This is a genomic window from Arthrobacter sp. C152 (assembly GCF_054890965.1).
In genome coordinates, this window is sequence record NZ_JBTZSU010000048.1 from 1 (window position 1) to 25,512 (window position 25,512).

The 25,512-nt window shown below is 69.9% G+C and carries 22 protein-coding genes; 8 read left to right on the forward strand and 14 right to left on the reverse strand.

What is annotated here, in order from left to right:
- Positions 1-176: 176 nt before the first annotated feature.
- Positions 177-482: a hypothetical protein gene (locus ACYSM9_RS20115; RefSeq protein WP_461858717.1), complete on the forward strand. Its 306-nt coding sequence runs from the start codon at positions 177-179 to the stop codon at positions 480-482.
- Here ACYSM9_RS20115 and ACYSM9_RS20120 read toward each other — a convergent pair.
- The gene (locus ACYSM9_RS20120) at positions 479-1,138 is read right to left on the reverse strand and encodes a DedA family protein (protein WP_461858718.1); all 660 of its coding nucleotides are present in this window, start codon (positions 1,136-1,138) and stop codon (positions 479-481) included. The genes ACYSM9_RS20115 and ACYSM9_RS20120 overlap by 4 nt on opposite strands.
- Between ACYSM9_RS20120 and ACYSM9_RS20125 the strand changes: the two genes are divergently transcribed.
- Positions 1,137-1,667 (forward strand): O-acetyl-ADP-ribose deacetylase, encoded by a 531-nt coding sequence (locus ACYSM9_RS20125; RefSeq protein ID WP_461858719.1) that lies wholly within the window; start codon positions 1,137-1,139, stop codon positions 1,665-1,667. The genes ACYSM9_RS20120 and ACYSM9_RS20125 overlap by 2 nt on opposite strands.
- Here ACYSM9_RS20125 and ACYSM9_RS20130 read toward each other — a convergent pair.
- Complete coding sequence (locus tag ACYSM9_RS20130) at positions 1,639-2,607, reverse strand: RluA family pseudouridine synthase (protein ID WP_461858720.1); 969 nt, start codon at positions 2,605-2,607, stop codon at positions 1,639-1,641. The genes ACYSM9_RS20125 and ACYSM9_RS20130 overlap by 29 nt on opposite strands.
- Positions 2,608-2,713: 106 nt before the next feature.
- On the opposite strand from ACYSM9_RS20130, the gene ACYSM9_RS20135 reads away from it, so the two are divergent.
- Positions 2,714-3,352, forward strand: coding sequence for a helix-turn-helix domain-containing protein (locus ACYSM9_RS20135; RefSeq protein ID WP_461858721.1), 639 nt, complete (start codon positions 2,714-2,716; stop codon positions 3,350-3,352).
- On the forward strand, positions 3,345-4,037 hold the full coding sequence (locus ACYSM9_RS20140) for an SRPBCC family protein (RefSeq protein WP_461858722.1): 693 nt from the start codon (positions 3,345-3,347) through the stop codon (positions 4,035-4,037). The genes ACYSM9_RS20135 and ACYSM9_RS20140 overlap by 8 nt, the downstream gene beginning before the upstream one ends.
- A gap of 99 nt (positions 4,038-4,136) precedes the next feature.
- Here the strand turns inward: ACYSM9_RS20140 and yczR are convergent, their stop codons facing one another.
- Positions 4,137-5,618 carry a MocR-like transcription factor YczR gene (gene yczR, locus ACYSM9_RS20145; protein WP_461858723.1) on the reverse strand — a complete coding sequence of 494 codons (1,482 nt, stop codon included), beginning with the start codon at positions 5,616-5,618 and terminating at the stop codon, positions 4,137-4,139.
- Between the two features lie 60 nt (positions 5,619-5,678).
- Here yczR and yczE point away from each other — a divergent pair, with 60 nt between their 5' ends.
- Positions 5,679-6,299: a membrane protein YczE gene (gene yczE / locus ACYSM9_RS20150; RefSeq protein WP_461858724.1), complete on the forward strand. Its 621-nt coding sequence runs from the start codon at positions 5,679-5,681 to the stop codon at positions 6,297-6,299.
- A 24-nt stretch (positions 6,300-6,323) separates the two neighbouring features.
- On the opposite strand, the gene ACYSM9_RS20155 is transcribed toward yczE, so the two are convergent.
- The 6 genes from ACYSM9_RS20155 to ACYSM9_RS20180 all read right to left on the reverse strand — a co-directional run bounded on the left by ACYSM9_RS20155 (position 6,324) and on the right by ACYSM9_RS20180 (position 15,840).
- Positions 6,324-7,154: an Fpg/Nei family DNA glycosylase gene (locus tag ACYSM9_RS20155; RefSeq protein ID WP_461858725.1), complete on the reverse strand. Its 831-nt coding sequence runs from the start codon at positions 7,152-7,154 to the stop codon at positions 6,324-6,326.
- On the reverse strand, positions 7,147-12,264 hold the full coding sequence (locus ACYSM9_RS20160; protein ID WP_461858726.1) for an Lhr family ATP-dependent helicase: 5,118 nt from the start codon (positions 12,262-12,264) through the stop codon (positions 7,147-7,149). The genes ACYSM9_RS20155 and ACYSM9_RS20160 overlap by 8 nt, the downstream gene beginning before the upstream one ends.
- A 58-nt stretch (positions 12,265-12,322) precedes the next feature.
- A complete protein-coding gene (locus tag ACYSM9_RS20165) occupies positions 12,323-12,904 on the reverse strand; it encodes a hypothetical protein (protein WP_461858727.1) in 582 nt (193 codons plus the stop codon).
- Positions 12,905-13,015: 111 nt separating this feature from the next.
- The gene (locus ACYSM9_RS20170) at positions 13,016-14,566 is read right to left on the reverse strand and encodes an FAD-dependent oxidoreductase (protein ID WP_461858728.1); all 1,551 of its coding nucleotides are present in this window, start codon (positions 14,564-14,566) and stop codon (positions 13,016-13,018) included.
- 218 nt (positions 14,567-14,784) lie between these two features.
- Positions 14,785-15,435 (reverse strand): DUF4232 domain-containing protein, encoded by a 651-nt coding sequence (locus tag ACYSM9_RS20175; protein WP_461858729.1) that lies wholly within the window; start codon positions 15,433-15,435, stop codon positions 14,785-14,787.
- Positions 15,436-15,534: 99 nt separating this feature from the next.
- Positions 15,535-15,840, reverse strand: coding sequence for a hypothetical protein (locus ACYSM9_RS20180; protein WP_461858730.1), 306 nt, complete (start codon positions 15,838-15,840; stop codon positions 15,535-15,537).
- 173 nt (positions 15,841-16,013) lie between these two features.
- On the opposite strand from ACYSM9_RS20180, the gene ACYSM9_RS20185 reads away from it, so the two are divergent.
- The 3 genes from ACYSM9_RS20185 to ACYSM9_RS20195 all read left to right on the forward strand — a co-directional run bounded on the left by ACYSM9_RS20185 (position 16,014) and on the right by ACYSM9_RS20195 (position 18,551).
- Positions 16,014-16,358, forward strand: a complete 345-nt coding sequence (locus tag ACYSM9_RS20185) for a hypothetical protein (RefSeq protein WP_461858731.1) — start codon at positions 16,014-16,016, stop codon at positions 16,356-16,358.
- Between the two features lie 193 nt (positions 16,359-16,551).
- Positions 16,552-17,769 carry an NRAMP family divalent metal transporter gene (locus tag ACYSM9_RS20190; RefSeq protein ID WP_461858732.1) on the forward strand — a complete coding sequence of 406 codons (1,218 nt, stop codon included), beginning with the start codon at positions 16,552-16,554 and terminating at the stop codon, positions 17,767-17,769.
- Positions 17,766-18,551, forward strand: coding sequence for a putative hydro-lyase (locus tag ACYSM9_RS20195; RefSeq protein WP_461858733.1), 786 nt, complete (start codon positions 17,766-17,768; stop codon positions 18,549-18,551). The genes ACYSM9_RS20190 and ACYSM9_RS20195 overlap by 4 nt, the downstream gene beginning before the upstream one ends.
- Positions 18,552-18,644: 93 nt before the next feature.
- On the opposite strand, the gene ACYSM9_RS20200 is transcribed toward ACYSM9_RS20195, so the two are convergent.
- The 5 genes from ACYSM9_RS20200 to ACYSM9_RS20220 all read right to left on the reverse strand — a co-directional run bounded on the left by ACYSM9_RS20200 (position 18,645) and on the right by ACYSM9_RS20220 (position 25,358).
- A complete protein-coding gene (locus tag ACYSM9_RS20200) occupies positions 18,645-19,331 on the reverse strand; it encodes a GntR family transcriptional regulator (protein ID WP_461858734.1) in 687 nt (228 codons plus the stop codon).
- 36 nt (positions 19,332-19,367) lie between these two features.
- Positions 19,368-21,107 (reverse strand): acetyl/propionyl/methylcrotonyl-CoA carboxylase subunit alpha, encoded by a 1,740-nt coding sequence (locus ACYSM9_RS20205; RefSeq protein WP_461858735.1) that lies wholly within the window; start codon positions 21,105-21,107, stop codon positions 19,368-19,370.
- Between the two features lie 11 nt (positions 21,108-21,118).
- Positions 21,119-22,744, reverse strand: a complete 1,626-nt coding sequence (locus tag ACYSM9_RS20210; RefSeq protein WP_461858736.1) for a 5-oxoprolinase subunit B/C family protein — start codon at positions 22,742-22,744, stop codon at positions 21,119-21,121.
- A complete protein-coding gene (locus tag ACYSM9_RS20215) occupies positions 22,741-23,499 on the reverse strand; it encodes a LamB/YcsF family protein (RefSeq protein WP_461858737.1) in 759 nt (252 codons plus the stop codon). The genes ACYSM9_RS20210 and ACYSM9_RS20215 overlap by 4 nt, the downstream gene beginning before the upstream one ends.
- 128 nt (positions 23,500-23,627) lie before the next feature.
- On the reverse strand, positions 23,628-25,358 hold the full coding sequence (locus tag ACYSM9_RS20220; protein ID WP_461858738.1) for a thiamine pyrophosphate-dependent enzyme: 1,731 nt from the start codon (positions 25,356-25,358) through the stop codon (positions 23,628-23,630).
- Between the last annotated feature and the right edge of the window lie 154 nt (positions 25,359-25,512).

The following is a 25,512-nucleotide window of genomic DNA, read 5'->3' on the forward strand; positions in this document are numbered from 1 at the left end:
GCCAATGAACGCCCGGGACCAGCCCCACGAAGCACTTAGTTCAGCAGTCTCCTAGAAACGCGCGCTCACTTTTGGCGGCTTTTCCTCAAACGCCCGCTCACTTCCCTTGGGAAAGTGAGCGGGCGTTTGGTCTTTGATCGCAGAAGGTGAGCGGGCGTTTGGATAGGGTGGAGGGCATGCCTTCCTTCCAGACCCGACTCAAGATCACCGGGCTGCGGCCGGGAAACGCGCCGGAAGCCGTCATGGACACGGCCGTCGAGGTGCTCGGCACCCGCCACCACGTCGAGGCGCACCAGCTGCAGATCGCCGGGGGCGTGCCGCAGCTAAACCTGCGCTTCCTGGTCGAGGCGACCGAATACAACGGCGAGAACCAGCAGGCGCGGGAATCGGCCGCGATGATGCGCGACGCCGTCGAACGGGTTGCGCTGACCGGTGCGCTGAGCGTACTGCGGCGCAGCCGCGGCAAGTGGCTGCCCGTCTAGCCTTCGCCGGGGACGGGTTCCTCCTCCACCGGCGACCGGTCGCCGCGCCGCCGGGTGACGATGATGCCGACGACCGCGCCGATCAGCAGGCCGACCGCGACGCCGATCAGGGAGCTGGCCCAGAAGGGCAGCTTCGTGGCTGAACCCGTGAAGTAGCCCAGGCCCACCAGCCAGCAGGCCCACAGGACTGCGCCGAGGCCGGCGCACAGGCTGAAGCCGCGGACCGAAACGTTGGCAATGCCGGAGGCGGCCGACGTCGCCAGCCGTCCGCCCGGGATGAACCTGGCGCCGATGATGGTTCCGTAGGTGGACGACCGGCCAGCCTTCGCCAGCGCTTCATGGATTCCGCTGTGCACCCGCCGGCCCCACTTCCAGCGGTCCAGCAGGTGGCTCAGGCGCCGCCGGAAAAGCTGGAACACCACCATGTCGCCCAGCCACGAAGCCAGCGCGGCCAGGGCCAGCACCAGGAACACATTGGCCCTGCCGTCCGCCGACAGCGCACCGCCGGTAATGACCACCATCTCGGACGGGACCGGTGGAAAAATGGCGTCGCCAAGGACCAGCGGGATGACCCAGAAATACAGGGCCGCCCCCCAGCTGTCAGCGCTGCCGAAGTCCATTGCCACAAGGTACCGCACTTGGGAGACTGGCGGCATGCGGATTTCCGTCCTGCAGGGCGACCTCACGCAGCGGCGGGTGGACGTGCTGGTCAACGCCGCGAACTCCTCGCTGCTCGGCGGCGGGGGAGTGGACGGGGCACTGCACCGGGCGGCGGGCTCTGGACTGCTGGCCGCCTGCCGGGACCTGCGCGACACCGGCTTGCCGCATGGACTGCAGGTGGGCGCCGCCGTGGCAACGCCGGCCTTTCGGCTGCCGGCCCGCTGGGTGGTCCACACCGTGGGGCCCAACCGCCATGCGGGGCAGACCAACCGTGTCCTCCTGGTCTCCTGCTTCAGCGAAAGCCTGCGGCTGGCCGAGGAACTGGGCGCGGAGGCGATGGCCTTCCCGGCCGTGGGCGCCGGAGCCTACGGGTGGCCGGCGGCGGCGGTTGCCGAAGCGGCCCGGGACGCACTGGCAGGCTTCCAGGCGTCCCATCCCGACCCCGGCCTCGAACTCGTGGAGTTCGTGCTCTCCCGGGCCGAGGTGGAGGCGGTCTTCAGGGACGTGCTCGTGCAGCCTCGCTGAGTTCGAGCCTGCTCCGGTACTCCACTGGCTTGCCGGACACCGGATCCACGAACCGGATGCCGCGGGCCAGGAGTTGCAGCGGCCTGGTGTAGTCGTCCGGGGCCTTGTCCAGCAGGTCCGGGTAGAACGCGTCGTTCACGATCCCGAGCCCCAGCGAGGCCATATGGACCCTTAGCTGGTGCGTCTTGCCCGTGTGCGGTTCCAGCCGGTACCGGGCCAGGCGGCCGGCACCCGAGGTGCCGGCGGCACCTGCCGGCGTGCCGCCGTCGAACGTTTCCAGCCGCTCAATCCTGGTCTCCGCGTTCGGCTCGCCGTCCACGACCTCTGCCAGCAAATAGCTGCGCGACTTGGTCATCCGGTTGCGGACCACCACGGGAAAGTCGACGGCGGGGTGCCCCGGCGCGGGCTCGGCGGCCGAGACGCACTCGTATTCCTTCTGCACCTGCCGCTTCTCGAACAGCACCTGGTACTTGCCGCGGGTCTGCGGATTGGTGGAGAACAGCAGCACCCCGGCGGTCATCCGGTCCAGGCGGTGCATGGGAATCAGGTCCGGCAAATCCAGCTGGTTCCGGAGCCGGACCAGGGCGGATTCCTGGATGTAGGTCCCCCCGGGCGTGGTGGGCAGGAAGTGCGGCTTGTCCACCACCAGCAGGTGTCCGTCCTGCTGCAGGATGCTGATCTCCACCGGCAGGCGCGTCTCCGGGGGCAGGGTGCGGTAGTACCAGATGAAGGTGTGGTCTTCGAGCCTGGTGTGCCGGCTCAGGGGGACGCCGCCCTCGCCGACGATCTCGCCGGCGTCGAACCGGTCCTCGATGCCCTGCGGGTCGATGTGGCCCCAGCGGTGCATCATGTAGTCCATCGCGGTGTCCCACGGGCCCTCTTCCGGCAGGCGCAGGCGGGTGGCGTTCACGCCGTCGCGCACGGGGAGGGGGGATTGCATCACCGCTCCATTCTACCGGCGGCGCTTTTCCCGCCGTGCCTCATGAGCGCCCCCGACGATAAAAAAGTTCTTGACAATAAAAGTTGTCGGTAGGCAAACTGGAGTCATGCAGGACATAGCAGTCATCGAAGACCCGGCGGCCGCCGAAGTGTCGCTGGACCCTATCCGCACCAGGATCCTGCGGGAGCTGGTCCAGCCGGGGTCGGCCACGCAGCTGGCGGTTCGGGTGGGCCTGCCCCGGCAGAAGGTGAACTACCACCTCAAGGCGCTGGAGCGGCATGGCCTCGTGGAGCTGGTGGAGGAGCGGCGCAAGGGCAACGTCACCGAGCGCGTCCTCCAGGCAAGCGCGGCGTCGTACCTGATCTCACCCTCCGCACTGGCCGCCGTCACCCCGGACCCGCACCGTTTCTCCGACCGGTTCTCGGCCTTCTGGCTGCTGGCGCTGGCCGGGCGGATGGTGCAGGAACTGGGGAAGCTGATCACCGGTGCCGCGGCCGCACGGCAAAAGCTCGCCACGTTCGCGATCGACGGCGACATCACCTTCCGCTCGGCCGCTGACCGGGCCGCCTTCGCGGAGGAACTGGGCGTGGAAATCACCCGCCTGGTGGACAAGTACCACGACGCCGGAGCCGCTGCGGGCGGCCGCGCGCACCGCCTGGTCGTCGCGCTGCATCCGGCCCTGAAGGAAACAGCACTCAAGCAAACCAACGAACCTGACACACGCAAGGAGCACGGCAATGACTGACAAGCGCAACTTCGAAATTGTTTACGACACCGAACTTCCCGGCACGCCGGAACGCGTCTGGGAAGCGGTCACCAGCGGAACACCGGCCTGGATGTTCCCCACGGACCAGTGGCCGGCGGTCAAGACCGTGGAGGAGTACCCCAACCACCTGGTGTCCCGGATGGAGGGCCCGGACGGCTGGTTCAACCAGCTGGAGCACGTCCTGGAACCGCTCGAGGGCGGGCGGGCGCGGCTGCACTACGTCCACAGCGGCATCTTTGCGGACAACTGGGAGGGGCAGTACGACGGCGCAAGCCGCCACACCGAGTTCTACCTGCACACCCTGGGCCAGTACCTGCAGTACTTCGACGGACGGCCCGTGGTCTTTACCGACATCCAGGCTCCGGCGGCGTCGCAGGACCCGGACGGGTTCGAGCAGCTCCGGAAGGCGCTGGGTGTTGAATCCGCACGGCAGGGTTCCACCGTGGATGTGGAGCTCGACGGCGTGGGCCGACTGTCAGGCGAGGTGGACTTCTCGAATGAGCACTTCCTGGGCATCCGCACCGAGGACGCGCTGTACCGGTTCTTCGGCCGCAACGCTTTCGGTGCTCCGGTGGGAATGACCGTGCACGACTTCAGCGGGGCAGGCGACGCAGAGACCACGGCCAAGGCGTGGAGTGGCTTCCTGGAACGCGTGTACGCGTAGCAGTTCCCTCCCGGAGGGTGGCCCGATCGCCGGAACGGTGCGGGGTCGCCGTACCGCTACGGCGTCCCGGCCTCGTTCCGGCGACCCCGGGGTCCCGCGTCAGGCGATGGCGACGGCGGGGGCGTCGGTGAGCGAGCGCCGCAGCTGGGGTGCGGCGTCGAGTTTGTCCTGGGCGGCCCGCAGCGCCAGGACCGCCGCCTCCAGCTTGTCCGGCGGAAGGGTGAAGGGCAGCCGCAGGTTGCGTTCAAAGGCGCCGCCGATCCCGAACCGTGGTCCGGCCGCCAGCCGAATGCCGAAGTCCGGTGCGAGGACGGTCAGTGCCGTGCTGACTGGCGCGGGGAGCCGGCACCAGACGGAGAGGCCGCCGGCGGGCCGTGTAGCCTGCCACGCGGGCAGGTGCTCGGCAAGGAGGCCAAGCAGTGCTGCGCGGTTGCCGCGCAGTGTCTGCAGGAGTGCCGGCAGCGGCTCGTCCAGCGCCCGCACCAGATGGGCTGCGGCCAGTTGTTCCATGACGGGGCCGCCCAGGTCCAGGGTGGTCCGTGCCGCTGCGAACCGCTGGATCATCGGCTCGGACGCCCGGATCCAGCCGGTCCGCAGGCCTCCCCAGTGCGACTTGCTGAGCGATCCGATGGACACCACGGCGCTGCTGAAGCCGGCCAGGGGGGTGGTGGCAACGCCGTCGAGGTTCAGTTCCCGCAGTGTCTCGTCCGCCACCAGGACGGTGCCGGACGCGGCGGCCGCGTGGACCAGCCGGCGGCGCTGGGCGTCCGGCATGATCATGCCGGTGGGGTTGTGGAAGTCGGGCACCAGGTAGGCGAGCTTGGGCTGCTGCTGGGCCATTGCCGACTCCAGCGCGCCAAGATCCCAGCCTGATGCGGCGAAGGCGACCGGGACCGGGCGGCAGCGGGCGGCGCGGACTGCATCGAGCGCGTGGGGGTAGCTGGGGTGTTCCACCAGGATGCGGTCCTGCCGGTCTGCCAGCGTGCGGATGATGATGGTCAGGGCATGCTGGGCGCCGGAGGTCACCATGATCTGCCCCGGCAGTGTTGGTGCGCCTGCCGCGGTGTACCGGTCCGCGATGGCCTGGCGCAGGGGCAGCAGTCCCAGGGCGTCGTAGCCGAACCCGGGCAGCAGGGCGGGAAGTTCGGTCAGGGCCGCGGCAAAGGCCCGGTGCACCACCTCGCCGCTGGCCGGCAGCGCCGAATAGGCGAGGTCGATCAGCCCGTCGGGGGCGCTGAGGCCCGGGGCGGTCAGGGGCGCGGCGGCAGGCGGCTGCGGACCGAAGAGTGCCGGGCCGAATGATGTGTGCTCGGGGATGCGGGTCCTGCCCCGGCTGCCCTGGCCGCTGCTCAGGAAGCCCTGCTCACGGAGGTTCGCGTAGGCGGCGGTGACGGTGGTCCTGCTGACGCCCAGCACCGAACACAGCGACCGCTCGCTGGGCAGGGCCGTATCAAGCGGGACGCGGCCGTCCAGGATCAGCAGCCTGACCACGTCCGCCAGTTCGCGGTACGCCGGACCGGCGCCGTGGTTCCACGGGCCGAGGAGGCGGGACAGCGCCGAGGCGGGAAGGGAGGCAGGCATGTAGCCAGTATTTCAGACTGGCTATGTAATTCAATGCCAGTTGGCTGGGAGCATGGTTGCATGATGACCCGCAGACTCGTCCAGCTGTTCACCGGCCTCGCCATGTACGGCATCTCCCTGGCCATGTTCATCCGCGCCGGCCTGGGCCTGGATCCCTGGGACGTCTTCCACCAGGGGCTGGCCAACCGGACCGGGCTGAGCATTGGCGTGGTGGTGATCGCGGTGAGCTTCCTGGTGCTGCTGCTTTGGATTCCGCTGCGGCAGATGCCCGGCTTCGGGACCCTGTGCAACGCCGTCCTGGTGGGGGTGTTCGCGGATGTCGGCCTGGCACTGATTCCGGCCGTGGCCCACCTGGCCGGCCAGTCGGCGCTCCTTGCCGGGGCGGTGCTGCTCAATGGGATCGCGTCCGCATGCTACATCGGCGCGCGCTTTGGCCCCGGTGCCCGCGATGGGCTGATGACCGGGCTGGCCCGGCGCACCGGGTGGTCCGTCCGGTTGTCGCGGACGCTGATCGAGGTGACGGTGCTGGCCATCGGCTGGCTGCTCGGCGGCTCCGTGGGCGTGGGCACCGTGGTGTACGCCCTGGCCATCGGTCCCTTGGTGCAGCTGCTGCTGCCGCGTTTCATGGTTCCCGAAACGTCGCCGGAAGCCGCAGGCGAGCCCGTTCCGGCCAACTGCTGACAACCAGCTTGTGGCGGTCCGGGGTCAGGACGGGACCGGCTGGCACGCCGGGCAGAAGTAGATGTCGCGCTCTTCCTCGCCGCTGGGTTTACCCAGCAGCCCGCGCCGGATGGGAGTGCCGCACTTGAGGCACCGCTGGTGCTCCCGCCCGTAGACCCAGTAGCCCGGGCGGCCGGCCATCCTGCCGACCGGCATGCCGCGGGCGTTGAGGATGGTGACGCGCCGGCCGGGGCCCAGATTGACCTCCAGGAGCTGCTTGGCGTCGGTCATCATGGTCCGGACATCCGCTACGGCGGAGACGGGGGTCGCGGGGTGAACACCGGAGAGGAAGCATGCCTCACAGCGGTAGATGTTGCCGATGCCTGCAAGGTTCCGCTGGTCCAGCAGCGCCACGCCCACCGGAACGTCCGGCCGGGACCTGACCCGGCGCTCCGCTTCGTCCAGGTCCCAGTCCGGGCCCAGGAGGTCCGGGCCGAGGAATCCCACGATCGAATCCTCGTTGTCCGTGGCCACCACCTCGAGCAGGCCGAGGGAGAATCCGACGGCGTCCGCGGCTGCCGTGCGGAGCACGCACCGTGCCGTGAAGCCGGGCTTCCGCCACCTGCCGCCGGGAGGATAGACCTGCCACGTCCCTTCCATCTTCAGGTGCGAGTGGATGGTGAGCTTCTTCCCTTCCGGGCTGACCACCCTCATCAGGAGGTGCTTGCCGCGCGGGACTACCTCGGCGACGGTCCAGCCGGCCAGGTTCAGCGTGGCAAAGCGCGGGACGCGGAAGTCCGAGGACAGCAAGGTTTGCCCCGCGAGGGCCTGGTGCAGCTGGTGGGCGGCGCGCCACACGGAGTCGCCCTCAGGCACGGATCCTCAGTCCTTTCGGGGTGGAATAGGCGCCGGCCGCGGCAAGGGCGGCAGCCACCGGGGTGTCCAGGATCCCGTGGCCATTCACCTTTTCCATGACCAGCTTGTCCACAGCCCCGCGGGTGACGACGCCCACCAGGGCGGCAGCTGCCGCCGCCAGCACGTCGTCGTCGGCACTGAACGCCAGCAGCGTCTTGCCGCCGCGTTCCACGTACAGGACCAGGGCGCCGTCCACCAGGACCACCAGCGCACCGGCTTTCCGGCCGGGCCGGTGGCCGGTGCCGGCGTCGTCCTGGACGGCAGGCCAGGGCAGGGCGGCGCCGTACGGGTTGGCGGGGTCGGTGGCGGCCAGTGCCAGCGCCACCGGCTCAGCCTTGGCGATCCGGGTGTCCTCGCTGTACGAACGGAGCCGGTCCACGGTGGCGGGAACGGCGAACTGGGCGGCGCCGAGGTGTTCGATGAAGTAGCCGCGGCGGCAGCGTCCGGCTTCCTCCAGCCGCGCCAGCACCTTGTACATCAGGCCGAAGCCGCCCAGGATCTGCTCGGCCATGACCGAGCCCCTGGTGACCACGCCGTACCGGTCGAGCAGCAGTTCCGCGGTGGCCCGGGCGTGGATGGTGGGGTCGAGTTCCGGCTCCGGAAGGGCGGACCAGCGGCCAGCCGCAGTGGGCGGCGTGGCGGCCCCGGCCGTGCCGTAGCGTCCGTCGCCGTAGCGTCCGCCCGACAGGCCCGGGGATCCCATCAGTCCGGTGCCGTGGGAGCGGCCGAGCCGGCTGAGCCGTGGTGCCCTGGCGCGGGGTGCCCGGGCAACCTGGCGGTGGGCGGTGTGGCCGCCGGCGATCAGTGACCGGACCGGTGCGAAGGTGTCGCCGGTGATCCGGCCCGCCCAGGCGAGGTCCCACAGCGCGGTGACCACTTCCTGGTCGCTGAGGACGGCGTCCATGCCGCCGGCCACTTCGGTGAGCTGCCGGAAGAAGTAGCCGCCGCCGTTGGTGCGCAGGTGGTCCAGGAGCCGCCGGCCGGAGTCGCCCGGTTCGAAGTCGGGGGCGGGGTTGAGGGTCAGTTCCACGGAGTCGGCAAGGTGCAGGCTGATCCAGCCGTCGTTTCCGGGCAGCGCGCCGGCCCCGGACCAGAGGACTTCGCCGGTAGCCATCAGTTCGTCCAGCATGGCGGGCTGGTAGTTGGATACCCTGCTGGCCAGGACCAGCGGTTCCCAGGCCGAAGCTGGGACCGGCACTCCGGAGAGCTGGTCGACGGCGGTGATGATGCCGTCCAGTCCGCGCAGCGAGGGCTGGCCGCGGCCGCCGCCAGGCGTCCTGACGTGCTGCCACGCAGGGAGGAAGCGCCCGTAGGCGGCGGAGTCCACCGGTTCCACCTCGGCGCGCAGAGCAGCCAGGGAACGACGGCGGAGCTTGCGGAGGACTTCGGCGTCGCACCATTCGCTTTGGATAGGGTGCGGAACCTCCGGTTCAGCGCTTTCCGGTTCGGCGCCTTCCGGTTCGGCGCCTTCCGGTCCGTGTTCCGGAGTTAAGCCTTCCGGGGGCGTTGCCGCGGGTGGCGTCACGTGCGGCCGGAACTCCCCCTCGACCACGCGCCCGTCCGTAGCCAGGCGCTTCAGGGCTGTGCCCACCACCGCCACGCCAAGGCCCAGGCGGGCCGCCGCCTCCGCGGCTGTGAAGGGGCCGTGGGTCCGGGCATAGCGGGACACGAGGTCGCCCAGGGGATCGGCCACCGGCTCGATGAAGGCCAGCGGAACGCCCATGGGCAGCGGCACTCCGATGGCGTCGCGGAGGCGCGCAGCGTCCTCCACCGCCGCGAAGCGTTCCATGCCGCCGATGTTGACCTTGATCGCACGGTTGGCGCGCTGCAGGGCAGCCAGGTGCGCGGCAGCCTCCGGGACCGGTGCGCTGGTTTCGGTAGGACCGGCTTCGGCACGGCTGGCTTCCGGGGCTTCGGTTTCGGCAGGACTGGTTTCGCCAGGTTCGGCGCCGCCCGGCTCCAGCACCTCCTGCCCCGCCTCGGCAGCCTGGACCACCGGCGTGCCTTCGAGCCGTTCTGCCGTTTCTTCCGGCGTGAGCGGGCCCAGGAGCCGCAAGAGGTCCGCCACCCCTTCCATGCCCCGTGCGCGGCGGTCCGGGGCCAGGCGCTGCAGTTCGCGCTCGGTGGCGTCGATGACCTTGGCGTCGAGGAGCTCGCGCAGCTCCACCCGGCCCAGCAGTTCGTTGAGCAGGGTGGAGTCCAGTGCCAGGGCGGCCGCGCGGCGCTCGGCCAGCGGGGAATCGCCTTCGTAGAGGAACTGGGCCACATACCCGAAGAGCAGGGACTTGGCGAAGGGCGACGGCTGCTGCGTGGTGGTCTGCACGATCCGCAGCTCCCGGCGTTCCACGGACGCGGCGATGTCCTTCAAGGCGGGCAGGTCGTAGACATCCTGCAGGCATTCGCGCACCGTTTCCAGCACGATGGGGAACGTGGGGTACTTCCTGGCCACGTCCAGCAGTTGGGCAGACCGCTGGCGCTGCTGCCACAGGGGCTGGCGTTTGCCGGGGGTCTGCCGGGGGAGCAGCAGCGCGCGGGCGGCGCACTCCCGGAACCGGGAGGCGAACAGGGCGCTGCCCCCCACCTCGGCGGTGACGATCTGCTCCAGTTCCTCGGGGTCGAAGAGGAACAGTTCCGCGCCGGGAGGCTCGTCCTCCATCATCGGCACCCGCAGCACGATGCCGTCGTCGGCCGCCATCGCGGAGCCGTCCAGCCCATAGCGCTGGTGAAGCCGCTGGCCCACGGCCAGCGCCCACGGCGCGTGCACGGGCATCCCGAACGGGCTGTGCAGGATGACGCGCCAGTCGCCGAGTTCGTCGTGGAACCGCTCCACCACGAGGGTGGTGTCGCTGGGAACCACCTCGGTGGCCTGCTTCTGCTCATTGAGGTACTGGATGAGGTTGTTGGCGGCGAACCCGTCCAGCCCGCTGGCCTTGCAGCGCTCGGCGGCGGGCCCGGCGTCGGAGGCGGACAATTCGCGCACGAACGCGCCCAGTGCCCGCCCGAGGTCCACGGGGCGGCCCAGGGAATCGCCCTTCCAGAACGGGAGCTTCCCGGGCTGCCCGAACGCGGGGGACACCAGCACGCGGTCGTGGGTGATGTCCTCGATTTTCCAACTGGTGGCGCCCAGCGCGAAGACATCGCCCACGCGGGACTCGTACACCATCTCTTCATCGAGCTCGCCCACGCGCCGGCCGCCCCGCGGCGCACGCGCCGGCTTGCCGTCGTCGGCGGGGGAGGGAGCCCCCTCGGCTTCGGTGCCGATGATGTAGACACCGAACAGGCCGCGGTCCGGGATGGTGCCGCCGGAGGTGACGGCCAGCCGCTGCGCGCCGGGCCGGCCCTCGATGGTTCCGGCGTTCCGGTCCCACACGATCCGGGGACGGAGTTCAGCGAATTCGTCCGACGGGTAGCGTCCCGCCAGCAGGTCCAGGGTGGCCTCGAAAGCGGACCGGGGAAGCGAGGCGAACGGGGCCGAGCGCCGCACCGTGCTGAACCATTCCTCCACATCGATGCTGCCCAAGGCGGTGGCGGCCACGGTCTGCTGGGCCAGGATGTCCAACGGGTTGGCGGGAATGCTGAGGCGCTCGATCTTGCCCTCCAGCATCCGCTCCACGGTGATGGCGGTGTGGACCAGGTCGGCGCGGTGCTTGGGGAACAGGACGCCCTGCGAAATCTCACCTACCTGGTGCCCGGCCCGCCCCACCCGCTGCAGCCCGCTGGCCACCGACGGCGGCGACTCCACCTGCACCACAAGGTCCACGGCGCCCATGTCGATGCCGAGCTCCAGGGACGATGTGGCCACCACGCACCGCAGCCGACCCGATTTCAGGTCGTCCTCAATCAGGGCGCGCTGGTCCTTCGACACCGAGCCGTGGTGGGCTCGGGCCAGCACGGGGTCGGCCCCGGCCGAGCTGCCTGCCTGCGCCATCATGTGGGCGGGCGTAGCGGTTGAGGCGGGAACGCCCGACGCCGGTCCCGCCACAGTGCCTGGCCCGCCTGCGGTGCCTTCCGCAGCGGAGTCGTCCCAGCCGCCGCCCACCGCGACCAGTTGCCGCTCGGCGTAAATTTCGTTGAGCCTTGCCGTGAGGCGCTCGGCGAGGCGGCGGGAGTTGGCGAAGACAATGGTGGACTGGTTGGCCAGCACCAGGTCCACGATCTTCTCTTCGACGTGGGGCCAGATGGAGGCCTGTGGCTGGAGCCCCGATGCCGGGCCGGAGTCGAAGGCACCCGCGGCCCCCTGCAGGTCCGACATGTCCTCCACGGGCACGGATACGGTCAGGTCCCAGTTTTTCCGCGCCGGCGGCGCCACGATCTCCACGGGCGCGGAGCCGGCCAGGAACTGTGCCACCAGCTCCCGGGGTTCCACGGTGGCGGAGAGCCCGATCCGCTGCGCGGGTTTGGGCAGCAGCGCATCCAGCCGTTCCAGCGAGACGGCCAGGTGCGCGCCGCGCTTGGTCCCGGCTACGGCGTGGACCTCGTCGATGATGACGGTGTCCACCTCGGTGAGGGTCTCGCGGGCCCTCGAGGTGAGCATGAGGAACAGCGACTCGGGGGTGGTGATCAGGATGTCCGGCGGGTTGCTCAGCAGTGCGCGGCGGTCCGCGGCAGGGGTATCCCCGGAACGGACGCCCACGGTGATCAGCGGCGCCGGAAGTCCCAGCCGCTTGGCGGTCTGCGTGATGCCGATCAGCGGGGACCGGAGGTTCCGCTCCACGTCGACGCCCAGGGCTTTCAGGGGGGAGATGTAGAGGACCCGGGTCTTGCGCTTGGGGGCCCGCGCCCGTTTTCCCTTGGTTGGGGCCTCCGCGGCAGCCCCCGCAGGTGCCGCCGGTGCAGCGGCGGTCAGCCGGTCGAGGGCCCAGAGGAAGGCGGCAAGGGTCTTACCGGAACCGGTGGGGGCCACGACCAGCGCGTGCGAACCTGAGGAGATGGCGTTCCAGGCGCCTGCCTGTGCCGGTGTGGGTTCCGAGAACGCACCCAGGAACCATTCACGGGTGGGCCTGCTGAACTGGCCCATGGGCGCAGCAGATCCGGAAGCGCCGCCACCGGGTGTCGCCTGATCCTGGGTCATGCCTCCATCATGCCGCACGGCACCGACACTGACCCCGTGGGCGGGCGCCGGTTTCCCCCTAGGACGACGCGTTGATGAACCCGATGGCGATCGCCGTCCACCAGCACGCCTGCGAAATCACCAGGCAGATCATCAGGTGCGCCCGCTGCCCGGCAGCCAGGTCCATGAACGTGGCCTTCCCGGGCAGCCTGGCAAGCCGCCGCATGAGCGGGATCAGCATGATCCCGTTCAGGCTGAGCACCAGGATCGCCGCGAGCTTGACGTCTGTCATGACGCTGTCCAGATGCGGACTGAGGAACACGCCGGTAGCCAGCAGGCCGGTGAGGCCGCCCCAGATGAGCGGCGTCGCCGCACCGTCGAGCCGGATGATCTCACCCAGGTTGCGCCGGCCGATCAGCCACAGGAATCCGTGCCAGTCGACCAGGATGATGGCGCCAAAGGCAACAATGAGGAACACATTGTGCACGACGAGATTCATGTCGTGGACGAAGGGGTCGACGTGGACAGCGGTCGACGTCAGCACGGACACGAGCCATGCCGCGGCGGCGGCAAGGGAGAGGACGAGGACAAGGCGCCGGGTGGACTTCTCGGATTCACGGCGTCGCCTGATGGTGCGTCTGCTGACTGGGATGTAACTCATGACATGCCTCTGCGGGTCCTGCTGCCGGTGGCCGTCCCAGCCCAACCGTAGGTCCTTCAAACATAGTCCCGCCCGCGGCAGCCCAGCAAGGCAAAAGGAGCGGTTCGCCCCTTAGGCGGTGTCCGCCGTCGGCAGGTCCCTGGTGGCCGGGCCTTCCAGCAGCTTGCCCTCGTTGGTGAAGCGGGAGCCGTGCAGGGGGCAGTCCCACGTTTGTTCGTTGTCGTTCCAGTGCACGATGCCGCCCAGGTGGGTGCAGACAGCCGAGAGCCGGCAGGTGGTGCCGTCCACGGTCGATACCGCCACGGGCCGGTTGCCTTCCCGGTGGACTTTGCCCTGGCCCTCGGCGGGGAGTGGCGCGGAGCCTGCCTCCGCGGGCGCCGGGATTTGCCCCGCACGCCCCTGGCCGCCGTCGAACCTGCGGCCCTCCGCCGCCAGCCTTCCCCAATCCGTGGCCAGCCGAGCTGCCACCCCGGCATTCAAAGCGACGGCGGAGAGCGCACCGGCCGGGGCTGTGACCCGGTGGTGGATGGTGTCCGCCCATGGCACCTGGCCGCCCAGGATGTCCGCGGTGATGTCCAGCGCTGCCGCGACGGCGTTCGTCATCCCCCACTTGTTGTAGCCCGTGCCGAAATAGATGTGGCCCCGGCCGCGGGGGAGCTTGCCGAAGAACGGCATGAGGTTGGTGGGCAGGTAGTCCTGCGCAGACCACGTGTGGGTGGGTTCCGCGCCGGGGTAGTGCTGGCCGGCCCAGCCGAGCAGGCCGGCCAGGTGTGCCTTTTCCGACGGCGTCCGGCCCACGTGGTGCCCGTGGCCGCCCACCAGCAGCAGCGTCCTGCCGTCCGTTTCATAGTCGCGCAGGGAATGGGTGGGCTGCTCGACGGAGATGTACATGCCCGGCGGAGGTGACTGGTCATCGGGCAGGGCCAGTGCCGCAGCGTAGGAGCGGCTCGGCGTCAGCTTCGCGAAGTACAGGCCGCGGTCCAGTACGGGGATGCCGGTGGCCAGGACCACCCGGTCAGCCCTGACGCTGCCGCGGTTGGTCCGGATGGTGGAGGGCGAAGCGCCGGCCACGTCCTGCAGGCGGACCCCGCCGACGACGTGTCCGCCGCGGCCGCGGATGTCAGCGACAAGCGCGTCCAGGACCTCGAGGGGGTGGATCTGTGCCTGGTCCCGCATCCGGACGGCGCCGTGGACCGGGAACGGCAGGCCGGCGTCGCGCACGTATTCCACGTCCAGCCCCGCAGTCGTGGCGGCGCTGACCTCCTCGCGGAGCTTCTCCGTGCCCTGCGCGGAGGCGGCGTAGGTGTACGCGTCGCGGCGCTGGTACGGAACCTTTTGTTCGTCCAGGTAGCGCAGCAGCCACGCCTGGCCTTCCCTGTTGCCGTCCACGTACGCCTGCACCTGCTTGCGCGAATACTGCCGCGCCAGCTGCGACAGGAACGTTCCCTGGAGCAGCGTCAGCTTCGCGGTGGTGTTGCCCGTGGTCACGGCACCGGGGTAGCGGGCTTCGAGCACCAGGACGTGCTGCCCGGACCGGGCCAGCAGCAGCGCGGTGACGAGGCCGGTGAGCCCGGCTCCGGCCACCACCGTGTCGTACCTGGTATCCGGCTCGAACGGATCAGAGGTAAAGGTCTGCGCGCGGTCCAGCCAAAGTGACGTCATGCCAGTCCAACCTGCCTCCGGTCCGTGGCCCTGGCGGGCCGCTGCTGCGATGGTCCGTGATGGGCGCATCTGTCCGCCATGGTTTCGATAAGTCTACTTACAATCCTGCCGGGTGGAACTCCCGACGGCGGCGCACAAGAACTGAAGGCGGCCCGGCATGGGAGCCGGGCCGCCTTCAGGGGATACTGGGCCGCCGTTCCGCGGAACTGGGCGGGTTGTCAGGAGGGCTGGAAAGCCCCGATGCTGAGCAGGACGATGTCTGCGTTGCTGCAGGCCTTGGTGGGCTGGGGCAGGAACAGCGAGTCCGTATCCTCGGGCGGATAGACCCGGTAGCCTGCGGCGTCCACCAGGGTGCAGCCCATGTAGTTACCCGCCTGCGTGTAACGCAGCACGGCGGTGCCGGTCTGGCCCGGGGCCAGCAGGACATCCACGGCGGGTGCGGACTCGTCGCGCTGGGCCGGCGCACCGATGGGATCGCCGGCGGCATCGGCCACCAGGGACACCCCGGCGAAGCCCCGGAGGAGGCAGGGTTCCGACCCCTTGTTGGTCAGGTTGAGCTTCATGTAGACGCTGCCCGCCGCGCCGCCGCCGGTGGGGTCGGTGGCCGCGGTGAGCCCGGCGGCTTTGCAGAGGGCCGGAGTGCCGCCGCCGGTTGCGTCGGACGCCGGCGGAGACGACGGGGCCGCCGTCGAGGTGGGAGTGCCCGGCGAGGTCGTGGTGGGGGCCGCGGACTGGCTGGCCTGGCCCGTGGCCGGCGTCGTGGTGGTTCGCGACTGCGGCTGGCTGGGACCGCAACCGGTAAGCAGCAGGGCAGCCGCTGCGGCCGCCGTCGACATGACTATCCCCTGGGACATTTTGTGAGACCTCATGGCATTACCTTCGCGGCACTGGTGCGCTGCGTCAACGATGCCACCGGGCGCACCGCACATTTGATGCCCGGATCGTGATGATCCGGGCATCAAATCCGGCTACTTGCCGCCCTGTGACGTGCCGGTGGTGTCCGCGGCCTTCAGTCCGTCTCGGGACCGCAGCAGTAATGGCAGTCCTCGGGGCACTCCATCATGCCGGGCCCCCGCCAGGTCGAAGCCGTCGGCTATGTGGAAAAGCCGGCGCCCTCCGGCCGGCGCGGTCACCCAGACGATGTCGCCGTCGTCCGTCCTGGCATCCACCTCCCCGGCGAAGGCGGTGCGGCCATTCCTTCGAAGCTCGACGCGGTCTCCGACCTTGACGTCGTCCCAGCGGGGGGCTCTTACGCGGCTCATCGTTGAAGTCACGGCATGTCCTTTGGATGGTGGCAGGGCTGCGGCCATTGCAGCGGGTTAAGCCATCAAACCGGCGCCGCACCGCTCCGGACAATGGAGGAGTGACCACGCCCCGCGCCCGGACTTTGTGCACCGCTCCAGCGTTAGACTGCCTGCGTAAGTGTTGGCGATCTAAGGAGAAGTTCATGGACTACACCGGAAGCCAGTTGGAGAAGGCCGTCCCCGCCGGTGAGCTGGGCCGCAGCCACATCGGGCAGACCATCAGTTTCCAGCCGAACGAATTCACGGTGGTGTTCGGCAAACTTGCCGGCATCGCGCGGACCGAGGCCATGGTCTACCTGTCCCTGACGGGCGTGGGAAACGGCACGCACTTGAAGGATGAATACGACCTGCCGGTGACTCATGAGGTCTACGTTCCCGTGGACGTTATTTCCAATGCGGAGTCCACAATCAAGGATCTGTTCGGCAAGGTCCAGGAGAACCTGCGCGGGGGCGGCCACAGGGGCGAGGACCGCACGGACCGCCTGTAGCGCCACCAGCCAACGGCCCTGGAAAGGAAGGCCGGCGCCCGCAAATTACGCGCGGGTGCCGGCCTTCCTGCCTTCCGGGCAGCCTGGCAGGCGGAATTTTGTTGAACAATGCCTTGCCTAAATTGTTCAACAACCTGTATCGTCAATCGGAACGACCACTGTGACTCCAGTCACCCCGAACAATGGACGGACCATGGCAGATACCGGCACGAAACTGAAACTAAGCTCCTCTGCGCGGCGCACAGCCCTCCTGGGGGCGATGTTCCTGATGGCCACAAGCGCCATCGGGCCGGGCTTCATCACCCAGACCACCGTTTTTACGGCCCAGATCGGTGCCGCCTTCGCCTTCGCCATCCTGGCGTCCATCCTGATTGACATGGCCGTCCAGATGAACGTCTGGCGCGTCATCGGCGTGACGGGCCTGCGCGCCCAGGAACTCGGCAACAAGGTGCTGCCCGGCGTCGGCTGGCTGCTTTCCGGCCTGGTGTTCCTTGGCGGCGTGGTGTTCAACATCGGCAACATCGCCGGAACCGGCCTGGGCGCCAACGCCATGCTCGGCGTCGACCCGAAGATCGGCGGAACCGTCTCCGCCGTCGTTGCCATCCTGGTGTTCCTGAGCAAGAAGGCCGGCATGGCCCTGGACCGGATCGTGGTGCTCCTGGGCGCCGTCATGATCCTGCTGATGATCTATGTGGCCGTTGTTGCCGCACCGCCGCTGGGTGAGGCGCTGAAGAACACCTTCCTGCCGGACACCGTGGACTTCCTCATCATCACTACGCTGGTGGGCGGCACGGTGGGCGGCTACATCACGTACGCCGGAGCGCACCGGATGCTGGACTCCGGCGCCACCGGGGTGGAGCACGTCAAGCAGATCACCCGCAGCTCCATCCTTGGCATTATCGTCACCGGGATCATGCGCGTGCTGCTCTTCCTGGCCATCCTGGGCGTTGTGGCCGGCGGCACCGTGCTGACCAGCAACAACATGGCGGCCGAGGCCTTCGGCGCCGCCGCCGGCGAAATCGGCCTCCGCATGTTCGGCATCGTCCTGTGGGCTGCAGCCATCACCTCCGTCATCGGCGCGGCCTTCACGTCCATCTCGTTCGTGACCTCCTCGCGCACGCCTGAGCGGAAGCGGAACCTCCTGACGGTGGCCTTCATCGCCGGCTGCGCCCTGGTGTACTTCTTCCTGGGCCAGGCTCCGCAGCAGCTGCTCATCTTCGCCGGCGCCTTCAACGGCCTGATCCTGCCCGTGGGCTTCGCTGTGCTCCTGTGGGTCGCATGGCGCCGCCGGGACCTGATGCACGGCTACGCGTACCCCAAATGGCTCCTCCTGCTAGGCGTGGCCACCTGGCTGATCACGCTGTTCCTGGGCTGGACCTCGATGCTGGGCCTGGCGAAGCTGTGGTCATGACCAACCGCTCCTCCCTCCTGCCCGCAGCCGCCCGCGAGGCATTCCGCGGCGGCCTCGCCGAACCAACATCAGGCTGGTCCCGGGGGTACGCGCAGGCGAACGTGCTGTCCATTCCGCGGGAGTACGCGTTCGACCTCCTGCTGTTCGCGCAGCGGAATCCCAAGCCGTGCCCCGTCCTGGGAGTGCTGGAACCCGGTGAAACCACCGGGCCGTTGCTGGCCGGGGGCGACATCCGGACCGATGTCCCGAAATACACGGTGTACCGCGACGGCGTGAAAGTGGACGAGCCCACGGACATCACCGGCTATTGGCGCGATGACCTGGTGACGTTCCTGATCGGCTGCTCCTTCACCTTCGAGGCGGCCCTGCAGGACGGCGGCATTGCCATCGCCCATATCGACCAGGGCGTGAACGTGCCCATGTACCGCACCAACCGCCAGTGCGCCCCCGCCGGCCGGATGTCCGGGCCCATGGTTGTCTCCATGCGCCCGGTCCCCGCCTCCCAGGTGGCAGATGCCGTGCGCATCACCTCGCGTTACCCCGCCGTGCATGGCGCCCCTGTCCACGTGGGCAACCCGGAGGAACTTGGCATCCGCGACCTGTCGCGGCCCGACTTCGGGGACGCCGTCGAGATTCCCGAAGGGCACCTCCCCGTCTTCTGGGCCTGCGGCGTCACGCCCCAGGCCGCCGTCATGCAGTCCCGCCCGCCCCTGGCCATCGGGCACGCGCCCGGGCACATGCTGATCACCGACGCCCGGGACAGCGACTACCTGGTCCCCTAACGCCAGCCGGCCCATACAGAACGGCCGGTGCCACCCGCAAAGGGTGGCACCGGCCGCAGGCGTTTAAGGGGCGGCGCTTAAGGGGCCCCGCTCTCAGGACGCGGTGGTCCCTGCCAGGTGCCCCAGCAGTTCCGCTTCCGCGGTGTTGAGGTACTCGCGCAGTTCGGCCGCAGCCGTTTCGTTCTCGCCCGCCCGGAGCCGCGTGACCAGCAGCACGTTGCGGTCCACGTACTGGCTGTGGAAGTCCGGGGCTGAGGACATGGCGTAGAACACCAGGCGCATCTCGGCCAGCACGCGGTCCATCATCCGGCCCAGGGTTCCGCTGCCGGTAAGGCCCACTACTTCCCGGTGGAACGCCTGGTTGGCGTCGGCCATATCGGCGACGGAGCCTGCGTCCCGCGCAGCCTGTGCGCGCCGGACCACGGCTTCCATCGTGTCCAGCTTCTGCGGCGTTATGTCGCCCCAGAGCACCGCAGCAGGCTCGATGGCCCGGCGGACGCGGTAGATCTCCCGGACGTCCTCCGGCCCTGGCGAGGCCACGAAGACGCCGCGGTTGGGAATGCGGCGGACTATCGACTCCTCCGCCAGGGCGGTGAAGGCCTGCCGCAGCGTGTTCCGGGAGACGCCAAGGGCAGCAGACAAAGACTGCTCCGAAAGCTTGGTTCCCGGGGTCAGCTCACCGCCGGCGATGCCGCGGCGGATCCGCGCCGCAGTCCAGGCGGTGGTGTGCGCGTGCTCGGCAGCGCCGCCATCCCCGTGCGCACCAGCCCAAGCGTCCATGCCGCATTACCCCCCCAAATAGCGTGGACGACCAGTTTAGGCGACGGTGCCCAGCACCTCGCCCCGCGCCACGGCGGTGCCGGGAACCTGCGAGCCCCGGGTGAAGGTCCCGGCCTCTTCCACGGAAACCACGGTTTCCATCTTCATCGCTTCCAGGACGGCGACGGGTTGGCCGGCACCCAGCTCCGCGCCGTCGTCGGCAAGCCATTTGACGAGGTTCCCGCCCATGGGGGCGGTGACGTGTCCGTTGGCCGCGGGAGTGCCGTCGGCGGGAGCGGCCGGTGCGGGGGCCGCGCCGCCGCCGTGCATCAGGGCGCTGAAGACGGCGGCCGGAAGGCCGAGTTGCACGGCCTTGCCGTCGATCTCCACGGTGAGTGTTTCGCGCCGTGCAACCGGTCCGGACGCAAAGCTGTCCAGGGCGGACGCCAGCCGGCCTGCAAAGGCGGACTCAATCCACGTGGTGTACACGCCCAGCCGGTCCTCTGCCGTGAAGTCCGGGTCGCGCACCACGGCGCGGTGGAACGGCACCACGGTGGGGACCCCTTCGATGCGCAGCTCATCCAGTGCGGCACGCGCCCGGCGCAGTGCCTGGGCCCGGTCTGCGCCGTGGACGATCAGCTTGGCCATCAGGGAGTCGTACTCGGACGGCACCACGGAGCCCGAGCGGACTCCGGAATCCACCCGGATGCCGGCCCCGGTGGGGGCTTCGAACACATCCACCGGGCCGGGGGAGGGCAGGAACCCGCGGCCGGCGTCCTCGGCGTTCAGCCGGAACTCGAAGGCATGGCCAACCGGCTCGGGGTCCGACGTGACGGACACGGGGAGCCCGGCGGCGATGCGGAACTGTTCGCGCACCAGGTCGATTCCGGAGGTCTCCTCCGTGACCGGGTGCTCCACCTGAAGGCGGGTGTTGACCTCCAGGAAGGAGATCACGCCGTCCGGGGCCACCAGGTATTCGACCGTCCCGGCACCGGTGTAGCCGGCTTCGCGGCAGATGGCCCGGGCTGATTCGTGGATCCGGCTGCGCTGCTCATCGGTGAGGAACGGCGCGGGGGCTTCCTCCACCAGCTTCTGGTTGCGGCGCTGCAGGGAGCAGTCGCGCGTGCCCACCACCACGACGTTGCCGTGGGTGTCCGCCAGCACCTGCGCTTCGACGTGGCGCGGTTTGTCGAGGAAGCGCTCCACAAAGCATTCGCCGCGGCCGAAGGCCACGGTGGCCTCCCGGACGGCGGACTCGAACGCGTCGTCGATGTCCTCCAGCCGGTAGGCGATCTTCAGGCCGCGGCCGCCGCCGCCGAAGGCTGCCTTGATGGCCACCGGTACGCCATACTGCTCCGCGAACGCGCGCACCTCGGCGGCGTCGGCCACCGGACCGTCGGAGCCGGGCACCAGCGGGGCGCCGGCCCGCACCGCTATTTCGCGGGCGGTGACCTTGTTCCCCAGGCTGCGGATCGCGTCCGGTGAGGGGCCCACCCAGGTGAGTCCGGCGTCGAGCACTGCCTGGGCGAAGTCCGCGTTTTCGGAAAGGAAGCCGTAGCCGGGGTGGACGGCGTCCGCGCCCGCCCGCTCCGCGACGGCCAGCAGCTTTCCGATGTTGAGGTAGGTCTCGGCGCTCGCCGAGCCGTCCAGCGCGTACGCCTCGTCGCTGAGGCGCACGTGCAGGGCGTCGGCGTCGGGGTCGGAATAGACGGCAACGGACGCGAGCCCCGCGTCGGCGCAGGCGCGGGCGATCCGGACAGCTATTTCGCCGCGGTTGGCGATCAGGACTTTCTTCATGGTGGCTTCTTTCACGCGCTGGGAATGGAGGTCAGGGGCCGCAGCGTTTCCGGGTCGACAGCGACGAAACGGAGCGGGGTGCCGGGCGGGAGCTGCGCTGCCGCCGGCAGGTCCTCGGGGATGACGGCGCCGATCACCGGGTAGCCGCCGGTGACGGGGTGGTCAGCCAGGAACAGGACGGGAAGGCCCGACGGCGGCACCTGCAGTGAGCCGGCCACCACGCCTTCGCTGGGGAGTTCTTCGGTCCGGGCCCGTACCAGGGGAGAGCCGCCTTCACCGGTACCCAGCCGGACACCGATGCGGTTGGACTCCGCGGTCACGGTCCATGCCTGGCCGGTGAGGGCGGCGCGGGATTCAGCGGTGAACCAGTCCTGCCGGGGCCCGGGCGTGATGCGCAGGATGACGGGCCGGCCGGCCGTGCCGGCGGCCACGTCCGCGGGCAGGGTGGACGGTTCCGGGTCGCCCACGATCCGGCCCCGGTCTGCCGCGCCGACCGGAAGCACGGTTCCGGCGGCCAGGGGGGCGGGTCCGATGCCGGACATCAGGTCCGTTGAGCGGCTGCCCAGGACGGCCGGAACGTCGATGCCGCCGCGGACTGCAAGGTAGGTCCGCAGGCCGGCCGTCGGCTGGTCCAGCCGCAGGGTTTCGCCGTCGTGCAGGGCAAAGGGTCCGTACATGGGGGCCTGCCGGGAACCAAGGGGGCCGTCGATGGTCGCGGTGACCGGCGCACCGCTCAGGGCCGCCGTCAGTTCCCCGCTGGCCCGGACCGCCAGGCCGCCCAGGACGTTCTCCACCACGGCATCGCCGGGAGCGTTTCCGGCGAGCCGGTTGGCCTGCCGGGCGCTGGCCGTGTCCGCGGCACCGGCGGCGGAGACGCCGAGGTCCCGGTAGCCGGCCCTGCCCAGGTCCTGGATCAGGGACTGCGGGCCGGGGGTTAGGACTTCGAGGGCGGGACCGTTGCGTGCCGGCTCGGCCTGCGGCGCCGGCGCCTTGCCGCCGGAGAGCTGCACGAGTTCCCGCACTGCCACGTACCGGACCCGCTGACCGGGGCGCACCAGGGCCGGCTGTTCGCGGTCCAGGTCCCACATCCGGGCTGCGGTGCGGCCGATCAGCTGCCAGCCGCCGGGGGAGCTGCGGGGGTAGACGGCGGAGAAGTTCCCCGCCATGGCCACCGACCCGGCGGGCACGGCGGTGCGCGGTGTGCTCCGCCGCGGAACGTTGAGGACCTCGTTTTCGCCCACCAGGTAGGCGAAGCCCGGGGCGAAGCCGCCGAAGGCTGCGGTCCATAGCTGCCCGGTGTGGGCAGCCACCACCGCGTCGGTGCTCAGCCCGGTATGGGCTGCCACGTCGGCCAGGTCCTCGCCGTCGTAAACCACTTCGATCCGGACGGGCTCATCGCCGGAAGCCGGTCCGTGGGAGCCGGCCGGAGCCGCGAGGGTGATCCCGTGCCGTGCCGCGCGGGCGCTGGCCGGGGAGTCGAAGACTGCCATGACGGTCCGCGCGGCGGCCAGGACGTCGACCTGTCCGGCCGGCGGGTCCTGCACCAGCTGGGCGTGCAGGGCCAGGACCTCCGGCAGGGAATCGAGTTCAATGAGCAGGGCGCGAGGGCCTGCCCAGCGGATGGCGGGCGAGCTCACACGAAGCTCCTGATTCCGACGCCGGCGGCCTCCAGTTCGCGGCGGACGGCGGCGGACATCGCCACCGCACCCTCGGTGTCGCCGTGCAGGCAGATGCTTTCGGCCGTGGTCCGGATGACGGAGCCGTCATGGGCCATGATGGTCCCCTCGGTGGCGAGCCGGACCATGTTGGCGGCCACGAGGTCCTGGTCGTGCAGGACGGCGCCCTTTTCGCGGCGGGACACCAGGGTGCCGTCGGGGTTATAGGCGCGGTCCGCGAACGCCTCCGCAACGCCCCTGAGGCCCGCGGCCTCGGCCGCCGTAAGGGCGGCCGAGCCGGGGAGCAGGAGGAGGGGCAGGTCCCCGCCGAAGGCCTTCACGGCGTCCACCACTGCCTGGGCGTGGGCCCAGTGCGTGACGATGGTGTTGTACAGCGCGCCGTGCGGCTTTACGTACCGGACGCGCCCGCCCGCCGAGCGGGCAAGCGCGTCGAGCGCGCCCAGCTGGTACAGGACATCGTCGGCGAGCTCCGTGGGGGAGCAGTCCAGGAAGCGCCTGCCGAAGCCCGCCAGGTCCCGGTAGCCCACGTGGGCGCCGATGGTGACCCCGGCCGCCACGGCGTCGCGGCAGGTCTGCGCAATGGTGCTGGGGTCACCGGCGTGGAAGCCGCAGGCCACATTGGCGCTGGAGACCGACCGGAAGATCGCGGCGTCGTCGCCCATCGTCCAGTTCCCGAAGGATTCCCCTACGTCGCTGTTGAGGTCTATGAAGGCCATGGTGATTCCCGTCTCCTTTTAAGTGGTCACTTCAGGATGCACGAGAATCTCGGATTGTTCAACAATTTTCGCGTTTTGTGCGCGGATTTGTTGTGCCGGGTTGCGGCGCCGGCTTTTGCACTACCCCTTCAGTACGCCTTGACGCGCTGGTCCACCACCAGGTGGACCAGCGCGAAAACGCCTTGGTCGTCGATGGCCGAGAGCGCCGCTTCCAGGGCCGCCGGCACGTCGCGGTCTTCGGTGACGGTGACGCCGAACCCGCCGAAGGCCCGGGCCATCAGCCCGAAGTCCGGGTTCTTCAGCTGGGTGCCGGAGATCCGCTGCGGATAGTGCCGCTCCTGGTGGCTGCGGATGGTGCCGTACTCCTGGTTGTCCATGACGACCACCAGGGGCGTGGCGCCGTACTGCACCGCGGTGGCCAGCTCCTGGCCGTTCATCAGGAACTCGCCGTCCCCGGCGATGGTGACCACCCGCCGTCGTGGTTCGGCCAGTGAGGCGGCGACGGCGGACGGGATGGAGTAGCCCATGGAGCCGTTGCGGGCGCTGAGCATGGAGGCGTAGCGGCGGGTGGGGAAATACCGGTGCGCCCAGTTGGTGTGCTCGCCGGCCCCGAACGTCACCACCGCGTCCTCCGGCAGCCGGGGGATGAGATTGGCCATCAAGGTGTCCATCCTCGCTTTGCCGGCCGAGGGAGTAGCGGGAGGCAGCGCGGCGAAGCGCTCCTGCTCGGCACGCATCCTGCCCGTCCAGGCCTTCCACTCCTCCTTCACCGGCAGGGTGATGCCTTCAAGGCCGCGGACGAACGCGTCCGGCTTGGCCAGGATCTGCCGGGACACGGGCCCGGAGCGTCCGCGCAGCGAGGGATCCACCGTGACCAGGAAGTTCTCCTTGTCCCAGTCCTGCCGGCACACGAAGCCGTCCGTGATCACGTCGCCCGGGACGGTTCCCACGAAGACCAGCAGGTCGGTCTCCTCCAGCAGGTCATAGGTGGGGCGGGGCCGGCCGTATCCGATGGGCCCCACGTAGGAGGGCGAGTCGAAGGACACCGTCCCCTGCGTCCGCCATTCCGCCGCCGCGGGGATGTGGTGCCGTTCCAGCCACGCCGTCAGCCGGCTGGCGGCATCCTGGGTCCAGTCGTTGCCGCCCGTGACGAACAGCGGCTTGCTGGCAGCGGCGAGGGCGGCCTCCAGCGCGCCGGCGTCGGCGCTGCCCATCCCGCCGGCGGCAACCGGGATCGGCGGGTGCAGCCGGGCCGGCACCTGCTGCCGGATGACGTCCTCCGGCAGGCCGACCACCACCGGTCCCGGCCGGCCGCTCATGGCCGCGAACATGGCTTCGGCCACGATCTCGGACGCGCGTTCCGGGTGGTCCAGCACCATGACCCGCTTGGCCCCGGTATCGAACCAGGACTTGATGTCGAACTCCTGGAACGCCTCCCGGTCCCGGTGCGCGAAGGGGATCAGTCCCACGAAGAGCAGCATGGGCGTGGAGTCCTGCCAGGCGGTGTGCAGCCCCACATGGGCGTTCGCGGCGCCGGGCCCGCGGGTCACCATGGCCACGCCGGGAAGCTGGTTCATCTTGCCGTCGGCCTCGGCCATGTACGCCGCGCCCCCTTCGTGCCGGCACACGATGGTTTCGATGGCGGAGCCGTGCAGGCCGTCGAGCACGTCGAGGAAGCTTTCGCCGGGAACCACGTAGGTGCGCCGCACGCCGTGCGCCGCCAGGGAATCGACGATGACGTGGCCGGCGGATTTCAGGGCGGGCCCGGCTTCATCGGCGTTTGGCCGCCGGGGGAGGGGTTCGACGGCGGCGGGCTGGGTAGGGGATGCGGTCAGGGTGGGCTGCGGTTCTGGTGTCATGGTCTTTCTTAGCTCGGAGGTGGCGGAAGAGGCTGGTCAGGAGATGGGCGTCCGGTTGGCGATGACCGGGGACATTCCGGTGTAGCCGTCGCGGGTTTGGGCGATTTCGCGGATGCGGGTGCGGCAGGCGTACCAGCCGGCGACCATGAGGATG

Bases quoted from the DNA above. Each gene is read 5' to 3' on its own strand.
- yczR (WP_461858723.1), bottom strand. From the start codon at position 5,618: ATGCCTGCCTCCCTTCCCGCCTCGGCGCTGTCCCGCCTCCTCGGCCCG.
- ACYSM9_RS20160 (WP_461858726.1), bottom strand. From the start codon at position 12,264: ATGACCCAGGATCAGGCGACACCCGGTGGCGGCGCTTCCGGATCTGCT.
- ACYSM9_RS20165 (WP_461858727.1), bottom strand. From the start codon at position 12,904: ATGAGTTACATCCCAGTCAGCAGACGCACCATCAGGCGACGCCGTGAA.
- ACYSM9_RS20195 (WP_461858733.1), top strand. From the start codon at position 17,766: ATGACCAACCGCTCCTCCCTCCTGCCCGCAGCCGCCCGCGAGGCATTC.
- ACYSM9_RS20205 (WP_461858735.1), bottom strand. From the start codon at position 21,107: ATGAAGAAAGTCCTGATCGCCAACCGCGGCGAAATAGCTGTCCGGATC.
- ACYSM9_RS20190 (WP_461858732.1), top strand. From the start codon at position 16,552: ATGGCAGATACCGGCACGAAACTGAAACTAAGCTCCTCTGCGCGGCGC.
- ACYSM9_RS20215 (WP_461858737.1), bottom strand. From the start codon at position 23,499: ATGGCCTTCATAGACCTCAACAGCGACGTAGGGGAATCCTTCGGGAAC.
- ACYSM9_RS20140 (WP_461858722.1), top strand. From the start codon at position 3,345: ATGACTGACAAGCGCAACTTCGAAATTGTTTACGACACCGAACTTCCC.
- ACYSM9_RS20130 (WP_461858720.1), bottom strand. From the start codon at position 2,607: ATGCAATCCCCCCTCCCCGTGCGCGACGGCGTGAACGCCACCCGCCTG.
- ACYSM9_RS20170 (WP_461858728.1), bottom strand. From the start codon at position 14,566: ATGACGTCACTTTGGCTGGACCGCGCGCAGACCTTTACCTCTGATCCG.
- ACYSM9_RS20220 (WP_461858738.1), bottom strand. From the start codon at position 25,358: ATGACACCAGAACCGCAGCCCACCCTGACCGCATCCCCTACCCAGCCC.
- yczE (WP_461858724.1), top strand. From the start codon at position 5,679: ATGATGACCCGCAGACTCGTCCAGCTGTTCACCGGCCTCGCCATGTAC.
- ACYSM9_RS20185 (WP_461858731.1), top strand. From the start codon at position 16,014: ATGGACTACACCGGAAGCCAGTTGGAGAAGGCCGTCCCCGCCGGTGAG.
- ACYSM9_RS20135 (WP_461858721.1), top strand. From the start codon at position 2,714: ATGCAGGACATAGCAGTCATCGAAGACCCGGCGGCCGCCGAAGTGTCG.
- ACYSM9_RS20125 (WP_461858719.1), top strand. From the start codon at position 1,137: ATGCGGATTTCCGTCCTGCAGGGCGACCTCACGCAGCGGCGGGTGGAC.
- ACYSM9_RS20200 (WP_461858734.1), bottom strand. From the start codon at position 19,331: ATGGACGCTTGGGCTGGTGCGCACGGGGATGGCGGCGCTGCCGAGCAC.
- ACYSM9_RS20120 (WP_461858718.1), bottom strand. From the start codon at position 1,138: ATGCCGCCAGTCTCCCAAGTGCGGTACCTTGTGGCAATGGACTTCGGC.
- ACYSM9_RS20115 (WP_461858717.1), top strand. From the start codon at position 177: ATGCCTTCCTTCCAGACCCGACTCAAGATCACCGGGCTGCGGCCGGGA.
- ACYSM9_RS20175 (WP_461858729.1), bottom strand. From the start codon at position 15,435: ATGAGGTCTCACAAAATGTCCCAGGGGATAGTCATGTCGACGGCGGCC.